This is a genomic window from Mesobacillus subterraneus (genome assembly GCF_003937825.1).
Taxonomy (GTDB): domain Bacteria; phylum Bacillota; class Bacilli; order Bacillales; family Cytobacillaceae; genus Mesobacillus; species Mesobacillus subterraneus.
Genome location: NZ_RSFW01000017.1, coordinates 210,933 through 223,269, shown reverse-complemented (window position 1 = coordinate 223,269; position 12,337 = coordinate 210,933). Strand labels below are relative to the sequence as shown.

The 12,337-nt window shown below is 41.9% G+C and carries 16 protein-coding genes; 13 read left to right on the top strand and 3 right to left on the bottom strand.

Annotated elements, in window-relative coordinates; translation table 11 throughout:
• Positions 1-118 precede the first annotated feature (118 nt).
• The 7 genes from EJA10_RS15600 to EJA10_RS15570 all read left to right on the top strand — a co-directional run bounded on the left by EJA10_RS15600 (position 119) and on the right by EJA10_RS15570 (position 5,623).
• Positions 119-484 carry a rhodanese-like domain-containing protein gene (locus tag EJA10_RS15600; protein ID WP_125480941.1) on the top strand — a complete coding sequence of 122 codons (366 nt, stop codon included), beginning with the start codon at positions 119-121 and terminating at the stop codon, positions 482-484.
• Positions 485-503: 19 nt separating this feature from the next.
• The gene (locus tag EJA10_RS15595) at positions 504-797 is read left to right on the top strand and encodes a rhodanese-like domain-containing protein (RefSeq protein ID WP_125480940.1); all 294 of its coding nucleotides are present in this window, start codon (positions 504-506) and stop codon (positions 795-797) included.
• A gap of 160 nt (positions 798-957) precedes the next feature.
• Entirely contained in the window at positions 958-1,941 is a 984-nt protein-coding gene (locus tag EJA10_RS15590; protein WP_125480939.1) for a YncE family protein, read from the top strand.
• Positions 1,928-2,608, top strand: coding sequence for a response regulator transcription factor (locus EJA10_RS15585; protein WP_125480938.1), 681 nt, complete (start codon positions 1,928-1,930; stop codon positions 2,606-2,608). Before EJA10_RS15590 ends, EJA10_RS15585 begins: the two co-directional genes overlap by 14 nt.
• Positions 2,605-4,008, top strand: a complete 1,404-nt coding sequence (locus EJA10_RS15580) for a sensor histidine kinase (RefSeq protein WP_125480937.1) — start codon at positions 2,605-2,607, stop codon at positions 4,006-4,008. Before EJA10_RS15585 ends, EJA10_RS15580 begins: the two co-directional genes overlap by 4 nt.
• A gap of 23 nt (positions 4,009-4,031) precedes the next feature.
• Entirely contained in the window at positions 4,032-4,505 is a 474-nt protein-coding gene (locus EJA10_RS15575) for a FixH family protein (protein WP_125480936.1), read from the top strand.
• Positions 4,506-4,888: 383 nt separating this feature from the next.
• Entirely contained in the window at positions 4,889-5,623 is a 735-nt protein-coding gene (locus EJA10_RS15570) for a CAP domain-containing protein (protein ID WP_125480935.1), read from the top strand.
• A 56-nt stretch (positions 5,624-5,679) separates the two neighbouring features.
• On the opposite strand, the gene EJA10_RS15565 is transcribed toward EJA10_RS15570, so the two are convergent.
• Positions 5,680-6,093 (bottom strand): Hsp20/alpha crystallin family protein, encoded by a 414-nt coding sequence (locus EJA10_RS15565; RefSeq protein WP_125480934.1) that lies wholly within the window; start codon positions 6,091-6,093, stop codon positions 5,680-5,682.
• A gap of 273 nt (positions 6,094-6,366) precedes the next feature.
• On the opposite strand from EJA10_RS15565, the gene EJA10_RS15560 reads away from it, so the two are divergent.
• Both EJA10_RS15560 and EJA10_RS23455 read left to right on the top strand, forming a co-directional pair.
• Positions 6,367-7,143 (top strand): SDR family oxidoreductase, encoded by a 777-nt coding sequence (locus tag EJA10_RS15560; RefSeq protein WP_125480933.1) that lies wholly within the window; start codon positions 6,367-6,369, stop codon positions 7,141-7,143.
• A gap of 238 nt (positions 7,144-7,381) precedes the next feature.
• A complete protein-coding gene (locus EJA10_RS23455; RefSeq protein WP_170169149.1) occupies positions 7,382-7,546 on the top strand; it encodes a hypothetical protein in 165 nt (54 codons plus the stop codon).
• Positions 7,547-7,589: 43 nt separating this feature from the next.
• Here EJA10_RS23455 and EJA10_RS15555 read toward each other — a convergent pair whose 3' ends face one another.
• Positions 7,590-8,150, bottom strand: a complete 561-nt coding sequence (locus EJA10_RS15555) for a GNAT family N-acetyltransferase (RefSeq protein WP_125480932.1) — start codon at positions 8,148-8,150, stop codon at positions 7,590-7,592.
• A gap of 280 nt (positions 8,151-8,430) precedes the next feature.
• On the bottom strand, positions 8,431-9,555 hold the full coding sequence (locus EJA10_RS15550) for an amidohydrolase (RefSeq protein ID WP_125480931.1): 1,125 nt from the start codon (positions 9,553-9,555) through the stop codon (positions 8,431-8,433).
• A gap of 245 nt (positions 9,556-9,800) precedes the next feature.
• Between EJA10_RS15550 and EJA10_RS15545 the strand changes: the two genes are divergently transcribed.
• The 4 genes from EJA10_RS15545 (at position 9,801) to EJA10_RS15530 (ending at position 12,148) form a co-directional block, all read left to right on the top strand.
• Complete coding sequence (locus EJA10_RS15545) at positions 9,801-10,121, top strand: DUF4870 domain-containing protein (protein ID WP_125480930.1); 321 nt, start codon at positions 9,801-9,803, stop codon at positions 10,119-10,121.
• Positions 10,122-10,263: 142 nt separating this feature from the next.
• Entirely contained in the window at positions 10,264-10,464 is a 201-nt protein-coding gene (locus EJA10_RS15540; protein ID WP_125480929.1) for a PLD nuclease N-terminal domain-containing protein, read from the top strand.
• Complete coding sequence (locus EJA10_RS15535) at positions 10,464-11,372, top strand: ABC transporter ATP-binding protein (protein WP_125480928.1); 909 nt, start codon at positions 10,464-10,466, stop codon at positions 11,370-11,372. Before EJA10_RS15540 ends, EJA10_RS15535 begins: the two co-directional genes overlap by 1 nt.
• A complete protein-coding gene (locus EJA10_RS15530) occupies positions 11,369-12,148 on the top strand; it encodes an ABC transporter permease (protein ID WP_125480927.1) in 780 nt (259 codons plus the stop codon). The genes EJA10_RS15535 and EJA10_RS15530 overlap by 4 nt, the downstream gene beginning before the upstream one ends.
• The last annotated feature ends 189 nt before the right edge of the window (positions 12,149-12,337 follow it).

The following is a 12,337-nucleotide window of genomic DNA, read 5'->3' as shown; positions in this document are numbered from 1 at the left end:
AATGCTGTTCTTGACAAGTTGTTTTTTGTTACGTAAAATACCCATATGGGTATAGAGGGTTGTTTGATTCATCCCTTCAATGTTGAAAACAAAAACGAATTTAAAGAGGTGCATATGGATGGATGTATTAATTAATGTGTTAATCGTTGTACTTGCCGCTGCTTTTTTATGGAGCAGATTTGCCCCAACCAAAGGAGTTAGCCAGATTACCACTGCACAGTTGCGTGACACGATGAAATCGAAACAGCCAGGAACACAATATTTAGATGTAAGGACTCCGGGGGAATACAAAGGAAACCATATAAAGGGATTCAAGAATATACCGCTTCAACAGTTGGCCAAAAGGACAGGTGAACTTTCACAGGACAAAGAAGTTGTTGTGATTTGCCAAAGCGGCATGCGCAGCAGCCAGGCAAGCAAACTGCTGAAGAAAGCTGGATTTAAAAATGTAACGAATGTAAAGGGCGGCATGAGCGCCTGGTAAATATAAGGAGGAAGAGAAAATGCGTCAAATGACACCAGAAGAAGTACAAAATGGCTTAGGTTCAAATGAATTTGAAGTAGTCGATGTTCGTGAAGTTAGTGAAGTGGCTCAAGGTAAAATCCCAGGAGCGATTCACATTCCACTAGGGCTTTTGGAATTCAGGATGAATGAATTGGATAAAAATAAATCGTATGTAATGGTTTGCCGCTCTGGCGGAAGAAGTTCAAGAGCGACACAATTCCTTGAGTATTACGGCTTCAATGTGATCAACATGCAAGGCGGCATGATGTCATGGCAGGGACCAACTGAATAAAATAAATCAAAATAGAGACGGAAACTGCCGTCTCTATTTTTGCGTAGAGAGTGAATCATTTTTTTAGCAGGATATGTAGGTACGTTTCAATTTCATAGAATTATCACAAATTAGGGATATAATGATGTGAGATACTAGTGGAAGAGAAGGAGTTAATTTTATGAAGTGGATCTTTTTTATGACCTCGGTGGCTTTCACTGGCTTTTTAACTGCTTGTTCATTTGAATCGTTTGATCCTGTTCCCGGGAATTCTTCTATAATATCAACAGTAAACATCAAGGAAATGACAATTTCCTTTTATGATATTGAAAAAGACAAGAAACTGCCTGACTGGAGCGTGGACCGTCCATATATAGGCGGCCTGATCCTGCCAGATCAGGATACCTTTTTACTTTATGGAAAGGGAGTAAGTTCAGCTGATTTATATTCTCTTAGTAAAGGTAAAAAAGTCGCCTCCTGGGATACAGGGGAAGGAATAGTAAATGCACTCCTGGTTCGTGACGGCACCGAGATAGCTTTTGCAGACCAGGACAGGGACAGTATCCGTTTTTTTGACCTGAAAGGGAACGAGACGGATGAAGTGAAAACGGAAAAGGAACCGCTCACCCTGCTAGAAGCGGAAGAGAAGCTTTATGTCATCAGTTTTCATCAAGAAAAGCTGGGCATCATTGATTTAGCTGGAAAACAGGTACTTCCGGGATTTGAAATTCATCCTGCCGCAGCTGGAGCAATTTTGTGCAAGGAGGAAAACGAGCTCTGGATTGGAGGGCACGGAGAAGGATCGGCAGTCGAGGAATTGATCCACATTTACGACCTTGACAACGGAAAATTGAAAAAAGAGATTTCCGCGCCTGTCATGCCTGTTAATTTCACAAAGAATCAAGAGCATATTTTTGTTCTCAGCCATGGCTCTAATACACTATATAAATTAGCTGAAGACGGTACAAAAATGGATTCGCTGAAGGTGGGGGCCAATCCATTCGAAATCGAGTTTTTTGCCGAAAAAATTATTGTTGCTGGTTATGACAGCAATGATTTGATTATTATTGATCCGCAAAGTCTGGAAATAGAAAAAAAACTGCAAGTTGGCAAAGGGCCGTTTCAAATTGTTACAAGGGAGGGGAAACAAGATGAATCCCGTTAATGTGTTGATTATAGATGATGAAGAAGATATGAGGAATCTTGTCCAGATGTATCTGGAGAATTCAGGATTTCACTGTGTTCATGCTTCTGATGGCGCAGAAGGTTTGAAGAAAATGCAGGAACAGGATTTTGACCTAGTCATCCTGGATATTATGATGCCATTTGAAGATGGCTTTGCAGTCTGCAGTAAAATCCGAACGCTCTCACAGGTTCCAATTATCCTTTTGTCTGCAAAAGGGGAAGAATGGGATAAAGTCAGGGGGTTGCAGCTCGGAGGCGACGATTATATCGTAAAGCCGTTCAGCCCTGGTGAATTGGTAGCCAGGATCCATGCTCTCCTGAGAAGAACGTCGGTCATTAAAAATGAGGAAGATGCTATTACTCTTGGGAAAATCAATATTGATAAGAAAGGCAGAAAAGTTCATGTAGAAGGTGAGAATGTCCCGCTCACTCTGAAAGAATTTGAACTGCTTGTATTCCTTGTGGAGCATCGGGGGCAGGCCCTAAGCAGGGAGCAGCTCCTTGAGTTCGTTTGGGGTATGGATTATCATGGAAGCTTGAGGACAGTGGATACCCATATTAAAACCCTTAGGATGAAATTGGGGACAGGAGATTACATCCAGACAATCTGGGGGGTCGGCTATAAGTTTGAGGTGCCGGCAACATGACCGAATTTTCGGATAGCCTGTTCAAGAAATTATGGCTGACGGTCACCACCACAATCCTGGTGACTGTGTTATATTCCTTCTTATTATCATACATTTTCTATGAAAAGCTCTACGTTGATATTGTTGAGGAGTCGTTAATTGAGGAAGGCTACCGTCTTGCGGGCGACTACACTGGCGGTCCGCTTACTGATGAACTTAAGGACCGGGTTCAATGGTATAACGAAAAATCTGAATCCGAAGTTTTCCTCGTAAGCAATCCCAAGGAACTGAGCGCCTGTCTTCCCTATGCCATCGATTACGAAACATTGATCGGAAAGGAAGAACGAGACCAGCTATTGAAGGGGGAACCTGTTATTAAATCAGGTTTTGAAGAGCGGTTTGGCCGGAAAATTCTTGCCGTCGCTATCCCTCTCCTGGATAATAGCAGGCTTGAAGGAATTGTTTACTTATACGTTCCTCTAGCAAAAATCTCGGAATTGACCGTTGACTTTTCTTTCCTGTGGTTAGCGGGTGGTGTAGCCTTTATCATCATTGCTGCATTCCTGGGCTTTAAGATGCTCCATAAACTGACAAGGCCGCTTGCTGCCATGAAAGAAGCTGCAGAAAAAGTTTCTGAAGGAGATTATTCTGTTCGTGTTGGAATCCAATCGAAGGATGAAATTGGCCAATTGGCAAAAGCGTTCAACCATATGTCGGAGTCAATCCAGAAGGAAGATGAAAAAAAGCGCGAATTTCTTGCAGATGTTTCACATGAATTAAGAACACCATTAAGCTATATCAAAGGTTACAGTGAAGCATTGGAAGCGGATATGATTAAAGAGCCTTCTGAGCAGAAAAAATATTTAAAGCTGATCAACCGGGAGTCAGGAAGGATGGTAAAGCTTGTTTCAGACCTGCTGGACCTCTCAAGACTGGATGCTGATGAGTACCAACTCGTTAAAACCCCATTTCCGTTGGCGCAGCTGATCGAGGATTTTATCGCGAAATATGGTCCGGCTTTGAATGAGAAAAAAATTTCCTTAAAGCTGGATCTTGATCCTGAGGTAATCATCAATGGAGATGAAGGAAGGGTCGAGCAAATTTTCCAGAATATCATCGATAACTCAATTTGTTATACGGAAAGCGGAGGAACCATTTCAATTAAGCTGTCCCAACACTCTTATGGCACCATGGTTGAAATCAGAGACACAGGAATCGGAATACCTGAAGAAGATATCAGTAAGCTGACAGATCGTTTTTATCGAGTGAATAAAGCTAGATCCAGATCTGACGGAGGAACCGGCCTGGGACTCGCGATAGTCGATAAACTGGTAAAGCTCCATGATGGCAAAATGGAAATTTCCAGCGAGCCAGGCAAAGGCACAACCATCAAGCTATACTTTCCAAGTGTCCATATTTAGGAATATAAGTAAGGAGTAAAAGAATGAAAAAACTCTTATTATTATTAATGATCATGATCGCTGGCACAGTGCTTGTTGCGTGCTCACAGCCAGAACTTGATGAAGAGCCACAGTTTTTGGAAGTGGAACTAGCCGCAAATCCTGAGAAGGCTGACGTCAATGAAGAAATAACGTTCGAGGCTAAAATCACCTATGGCACAGAAGAAGTAGAAGATGCTGATGAGGTTAAATTCGAGATTTGGCGGGCCCATGATGAAGAGCATGAAAAGATCTTGGTAGAACATAGTGAAAATGGGCTGTATGTGTTAAAAAAGTCTTTTGACCGAGAAGGAACCTATTATATTATCTCTCATGTAACGGCACGCAGCATGCATAACATGCCGAAAATTGAATTTGTTGTCGGTGCTCCAAGTGAACAAGAAGAAGGGGCGGCTTCGGATTTGGAGGACATGGAGCATAAAGAGGAAGAATCTGAAGACGGACATAATGGCCACTAATGTAGTAAAAAGATAAAGCGGTGAATGCCGCTTTTTTTCTTTGGTTCAGTTTGTTACATTATAGGCTTTTTGTCATATTGACGAAAAAAATGTAACAAAGAGGTTCTGAAAATAAAGCTGTCAACACACAGTTTTTGCGAAATTCTGGCATAGTTGGCTGCCAGCATAAATTTCTAGAAAATTATAGAACCTTCGAAAATGACTCAAATAACCGTTGAAAGCCTTTTAAAAACAGACATTTACAGTGCAGGGAAATATTTAGCAATTAAAATTATTAAGAGAATAATAGTTTTCCCATTATAAACCAGGTTTATTACAAAAAAGCCGTGATATCATTAGTATGCAAGAGAGAGACAAAATAAATTTTCGGGAGGAATTCGAGAATGAAGAATAAAATGATCCTATCAATTGCGGCTGCTGCAGCCTTATTTGCAGCAAATCCTGGTATGGATAAAGCAGATGCGTCCACTATTGAAACAAAAGTTTACTATTATCAAAATGGTAATTTAAGCAACGAGCAAATCAATACTATCCTACAAAAATACTTTAAGAACTACCAATTCTCATGGAAACAAGCTCAGCCAACTCAGCAGCAGCCAAAAGCTCCTGCACAAGAGCCGGCTAAAGCACCAGCACCAGCACCAACTCAAACTCAAACTAAAGCACCAGCTCCAGCACCGGCACCAGCACCGGCACCAGCTCCAGCACAAGAGACTGCAAAAGCTCCTGTTTCTTCAGCTGTAAGTGCTTATGAACAAAAGGTTGTAGACCTTACAAATCAGGAAAGAGCAAAGAGTGGCTTAAAGCCACTTGCGCTTGATACAGAACTGAGCAAGGTAGCGAGAGAAAAATCACGTGACATGCAAAGCAAAAACTACTTCAGCCATACAAGCCCAACTTACGGCTCACCTTTTGATATGATGAAGAAGTTCGGCATCCAATATCGTTCTGCTGGCGAAAATATCGCTATGGGACAGCGTACACCTGAAGAAGTAGTAAAGGCATGGATGAACAGTGAAGGGCACCGCAAGAACATTCTAAGCTCAAACTACACACATATTGGTGTAGGGCATGTTGCGACAGGTAACTACTGGACACAAATGTTCATCGGCAAATAATTCTTTGATTGAAGAACAGCCTTTTTCAGGCTGTTCTTTTTATCATGTGCAAAGGATTAGGAAATATCAATTTCGGAATAATGTAAATCAGTTATCTTCGGGAACCGGAGCTCTAGCACATAGTCCCTGTGGGTTGCCGAAGCACCTTTTCTTTTTACCGTAGCCGGTAAAATCAGCGTGTGTTTGTCAGAGAGTTCGGGTAAATGCTCAATGATTACCTGATTGGTTGTGTAAAAAAGCTTCATTTGCTTGAGGTGTGTCTCGTCTTTCAGGGGAATCCTCACAAAAACATAATCATGTGTTTCAAACATCTCAGCTCCAAGGGTGTTCGATGGCTTCTGTGGTTCATTCATGTTTTGATGTTGTATATCTTTAAGCCACTCTTCAGGCTTAAGCATGCCCTTCATATTTGGCTGAAGCATCTTGCCCATCATTTGCTGTACATATTTCTCAATTTCTTCCGGCTTCATTTCCAGAAATTTTTTTGTGTGTTCCGATCGAACGGCAATAGATTCCAAGGAAACAATTCAACTCCCGCCTTTCCAGCTGACCATCATCGATATTGATATCCTATGCAGGAGCCCGCCCAACGGTTAATTTGAGAAACTCTGTTTTTATGGAGAGGACGTTTCCAGTCTTAAAGGATTTTATCTTGCGATCGGAGCAACACTAAAAGTTGCAAAACCTCTGGCTTCTTTTTAGTATAGTGGTAAGTAATCTAAAGAAGATAAGGGGTACAGGTTGTGGAAATTAGAACTGCTTTAATTACCGGAGGTGCTACCGGGATAGGACGGCGAACAGCACTGCAGCTTGCAGCCGAAGGAATCAATATAATCATCAATTACCGGAATAGCAGGACTGAGGCAGAGGAACTGGCCGAATACCTGACGAATCACTATAAAACAAAAAATATTTGTGTACAAGGGGATATCACTAAATACGAGGATTGTGAAAGAATTGTCTCCGAGGGTATAAGGGAGTTTTCCGCTATTGATATAGTTGTCCATAATGCAGGACCTTATATTTCTGAACGTAAAAAAATGGCAGATTACAGTGTTGATGAATGGGATTATCTTGTTAATGGGAACTTGAACGCTGTTTTCTATTTATCAAACTTGATCATTCCATCCATGAGGGAACGGGAGTGGGGCCGAATCATTACGATCGGTTTTGACCGTGTTGAGTCCGCCCCAGGGTGGATATACAGATCAGCATTCGCGGCAGCCAAATCCGGATTGGCTTCGCTGACAAAGACACTTGCATTGGAAGAGGCTGAAAATGGAATTACCGCAAATATGGTTTGCCCGGGTGATATTATTGGCGAGTGGAAGGAAAAAGCCATCATCGAATCGTTAAATGCCGAAGACCCCTCAGTGCCAGTGGGGAGACCGGGGACGGGAGAGGACATTTCAAGAGTCGTAAGTTTTCTGGCAAAAGAAGAGTCCAGCTTTATTACGGGAAGCATCATACCCGTAACAGGTGGCAAAGATGTTCTGGGAAAAATATTCCGGGACCAATAAACCAGCAGAAACGCCAGAAACGTGGCGTTTTTTTATGCTCGAAAATTAATTTTCCAGGAATATTAATTAATCATAATAATGTTATGTAAAGTAATTATTAAGCCATAAGAAAAAAAGATGACTCATTTCCTGAATAACTGAAATCCTGCTGGGAAAGCTAATAGCAATAAAAACTCAGGTGGTTCAAATTATCTAACTATTTCTATGATTGTGTTTATTTTTTTGCGAGGTGATAGCAATGGGAATTGGCTTCAACATGGATAGGATCAATCCAAACCAGACTCAGGTTTTCTTTGAGGACGGACGATATGAAACCTTGACTGACGCTGAACTCGAAGTTTTTCTATCGGAAGCGGCTTTGTCCGACAGGGAGGAGCCAAAGGGTCAGGATCCATTGAATTAGAAAACGCCCTGCTTATTAACAGGGCGTTTTTACATGCAGGCGATTATGCTTCCAGCAACTGAACCGCTTCTTCTTCGTGGGCTCCATTTCTCTTGAGGTAAAGTGTATATTGGTCCTTAGGGATTTCGTATAGATCGTATACTTCTCCGTTTGCATTCAACTGATCATAAATGTTTTTCCGAGTTTCATTCGCTTTAACAACATATGGAAGTTTCTCTGCAGCCTTGATGGAACGGGTATTCACTTTACGGATACGCATGAAGATGGTTTCAAGTCCAAGTTCATAGAATAACTCCTGAAAAAATGCATCTTTTGCAATATTGTTATAGCCCTTGCCGTGATATGGCTTACCAAGCCAGGTCCCCAGGAAGCCGGCGCCTTCCTGGATATCAAAAAGATTGATGGTGCCAATCGGAGATCCCCATTCATCAAGGATGGTGCGGGAAATCAGCTCTCCTCGTTCTTCCGCTTCAATCGTTTGCTTTGTCATAAATACGAACTCGTCGTATGAATTTGCCTTTTGGCGCACAAAAGGGAAGACATCCGGGTGCACCATTAACTCAAATAACTCATGGCAATCATGCAGATCGCGTTTCTTGAGCATTTTGTATCCCTCCATACAGGGCAGTCCTATCCCGTGCGAATGTAACAACACGGCCACCCTCGAAATTTTTTGTAAGTTGCTAAAAAATTTCGGGGTGGGAATCGAACCCACTAGAACCAGGATACTGGTGGCGCACCATTTGCCTTCCCTAATCACTTTAATCTATTAAATTTTAAATTTTATTTCCAAAGAGTATATTACAGGATAATTTAAAAAAAGAAAATAGGTTTTTCACCCTTTTTTTCTGTGTTTTTTTGCCAAAATCCAACACGCCTTTCGACTAATTTCGATAGACGATTTCTCCATTAATCATGGTCCAGTATGGTTTGGCATTATAGTGGAAAGGATGCTGGCTCCATAGGACCAGATCGGCATCCTTTCCAGGCTCAATGCTGCCTACCTGATCCTCGACCCGCAAGTTCCTGGCCGGCAGAATGGTGATTCCCTCAAGCGCTTTCTGCTCGGATAAACCCTCTCTGACAGCAATTGATGCACACAGGTTCAGATACTGGATAGGTGTGTACGGGTGGTCAGTCGTAACCGACACTTCGACACCATGATCGGTCAATTCCTGATAGGTTTTCCAGCTTTTGTTCTTAAGTTCTACTTTTGAGCGTCGCGTGAGAGTTGGACCTACCGAAACTTTCAAATTCATGCCGGCCAGTTCATCGGCAATCAGGTGGCCTTCCGTACAATGTTCAATTCGTAAATCAAGATTGAATTCTTCCGCAAACCTGATCGCTGACATAATATCATCCGCCCGATGAGCATGAATCCTGACGGGAATTTCCCTGTTCAATGCTTTAAGAATGGGCTGAACCCTCAGGGATTCCGGATTTTCCGAATTCATGGCTTCGTAAAATGCCTCCCTCAGCATGCCCATGATGCCCATCCTTGTTATGGAATCCTTGTTTCCCATACTATGGATGCGCTTGGGATTCTCGCCCAGAGCTATTTTGAGTCCAGCAGTTTCTTGAATGATCATGTTTTTTATATTTTTGCCTGCTGTTTTTATCACTGAAGTTGTGCCGCCGATGACATTTGCACTGCCAGGCATTACGTGTGCTGTAGTAATGCCATACTTGAGGGCATCACTGAATGCCGGGTCGAGCGGATACACTCCATCGATTGCCCGTACATGGGGGCTCATGGGTTCGATCGTTTCGTTTGCGTCATTTCCAGCCCAACCAGTGCCTTCATCGTAAAGTCCAAGATGCGTATGGACATCAATGAATCCAGGAAGCAAATAGCCATTGGAGCAATCAATCACCTTGTCACCTGCTGCAACTGCAATATTAGGTTCAATTTTGCTAATTTTACCCTCGCTGATTAGCACATCACAATGGGCCTTTGGTTCAGACGTAATTGGTAGTATATATGCATTCTTCAATAAAATTCTGTTCATGGTCCATCCTATCCTGCCTCGAAATTTTCTGCCTCCATAACGGAGAGAAAGGTAATACCCTTATTTTCTTTAGGCAAAAAATGAGCCTATATAAAAGATATTAATATCTTATCGACATTAGCTTGATTTGACACTACTTCTAACTTGCGTTTAAGAAATATTATAATGAAAAATCTAAACAAAAACGAAACTTTTTCAATGCTTTTCCGTAAATTTAAATATAAGATGTTTGGAGGGAAAAAACGATGCCAAAAAATGATGAACGGCTGATTGCTGCAGGCATATATGTGATAAGCTTTTTTACAGCTTTTTTGGGGCCATTGATTATCTGGCTTCTGAAGAAAGATGATTCCAGCTATGTGGATTACCATGGCAGAGAGTATATGAACTTTTTTATTTCTTACACTGTGTATGGAATTGTAAGTGGAATCCTTGTGATCCTGTTGGTTGGGATTTTCATGCTATGGGTGATTGGGATTCTGGCGATGGTCTTTACCATCGTTGGAGCGATTAAGGCATACGAAGGTCAGGAATACCGCATTCCTTTCATTTTCAGGATTCTTTAAGAAGACATTAACGGAAAATATGGTCTGAAGTTCTATTGGGGAAAAATCCGGCAAAATTAACTGCCGGATTTTTTTATTTTTTTTGAACGAATTTGAACTTCATGCGTCTTACAGTTGAAAAACGATTGAGGGGGAAATGAAAATGGAATTACTCGAAAGCGTAAACTGGGCTCTAATTGCACCACTGATCATTATTCAGTTGATTTTAATGGCTGTTGCATTGGTTGATTTAATAAAAAACGATAAAACGAACGGACCGAAATGGATGTGGGCCATTATTATTTTGGTCGTTAACATCGTCGGGCCCATCCTGTACTTCGTGATTGGAAGGAGAAATCACTGATGGCTTTAGTTCGCGTAGATAACCTGGTGAAAAATTTCAAAGAAATGAAGGTCATCAAAGGGCTTGATTTCGAATTGGAAGCCGGGAAATGTGTTGCCTTGATCGGGGCAAACGGAGCCGGTAAAACAACCACCTTGAAAATGTTGGCTGGCCTGCTGGATCCAACGGAAGGTACGATTGAATTTGAAGGAGAGGAGAAAGTAGGTGACCACAGGAAATTGATTGGTTACCTTCCGCAGCATCCGGTTTTTTATGAATGGATGACAGCAAGAGAGTTTCTCGAATATGTTGGCAAGCTTTCGGGACTTAGTGTGAAGGAAGCGAAGGAGCGAACAGAGGAACTTCTCGAGCTGGTTGGTATATCTGATGCAAAAAACCGGAAGATCGGCAAGTTTTCCGGGGGAATGAAGCAGCGGCTTGGCATCGCCCAGGCGATAATCCACAGGCCCAAATTGATCATGCTGGACGAACCTGTTTCTGCTCTTGATCCTTTAGGGAGAAGGGAAGTACTTGAACTGCTTGATAAGCTGAAGCTGGAAGCAACAGTTTTATTCTCCACTCATATTTTAAATGATGCAGAAGAAGTCTGTGAAAGTATCCTGTTCCTTCATAATGGGGAAATCATTGAATCTGGGACCATGGAACAATTCAGGGAAAAATACCAGCAGTCTAAAATTGACCTTGTTTTCAAAGGTTGTGCCGAAAACTTTGTGGAAAAGTTTGCAAATAATGATGATGTCATTTCCATAAAGCATGAAGGAAATAAAGCGAGTTTATATGTCAGAGACCTAGAAGCTGCAAAAGTGTCGATTTTAAACAGCGCAGTGGATGAAAATTGGCCGCTCTATAAATTTGAAATCAGTTCGATCAGTCTCGAAGAGGTATTTATGAAGGTGGTGCAAAAATGAATCAGTGGTTTATTTTATTGAAAAAGGAATTTCTCGAAATGTCCCGAAACTATAAATGGGTCTGGGTACCGATTACTTTTATCTTACTGGGTATTCTTGACCCTCTCACATCATATTATTTGCCGCAAATCATTGACTCAGTCGGAGACCTCCCGGAAGGTACAGTCATTCAAATACCCGAGCCATCTGCAGCAGAGGTTTTCATCATGAGCCTTAGTGAATACCAGTTGATTGGAATCCTGATTATTGTTCTCTCTACAATGGCGATCGTGTCTGGTGAAAGGAAAAGCGGGGTTGTCCAGCTGATACTTGTGAAGCCTGTTTCCTATTTTTCTTACATTACTTCCAAATGGGCTGGTGCACTTATTTTGATTAGTTCCTCACTTTTTTTGGGAATGCTGGCAAGCTGGTATTACACAGGTGTTCTTTATGAGTTCCTCCCATTTAGCGATTTCCTGGCTGCTTATTGGGCCTATGCACTTTGGCTAATCCTGGTCCTGACGCTTGTTGTTCTTTGCAGTGCAGCTTTGAAGCATCCTGGAGCAACAGCTATGGTTACGTTAATAACAGTTTTCGTTTTGAATCTGGTCGGCGGATCGCTTACACATGCACTTGAATGGAGTCCGACGCAGCTTCCGCTATATGTATCCGAAAGACTGACCACCAATCAGTGGCCGGAGCATATTTGGCCGGCTGCCGGATTAGCAGCTCTGTTCACCTTTGCCTTTCTTGTTATGGCAATCCTCCTCTTTAAAAGAAAAGAGCTTGCAGACTAATTAACTGTTAACCTGGTTCGGCGGAGCCAGGTTTTTATTTTTTTCGCCATTTTCTTTAGGAAGGAAGAACTGTTTTTTTGAATGGATTTGTCGAAAGAAAACCCAGGCAAAAGATAAAAAATAATTCTTTCAGCATATTTCGCGGCTTGCTCCGATTAAAAAGATTGAAGGAAAATAATAAAAAAGACC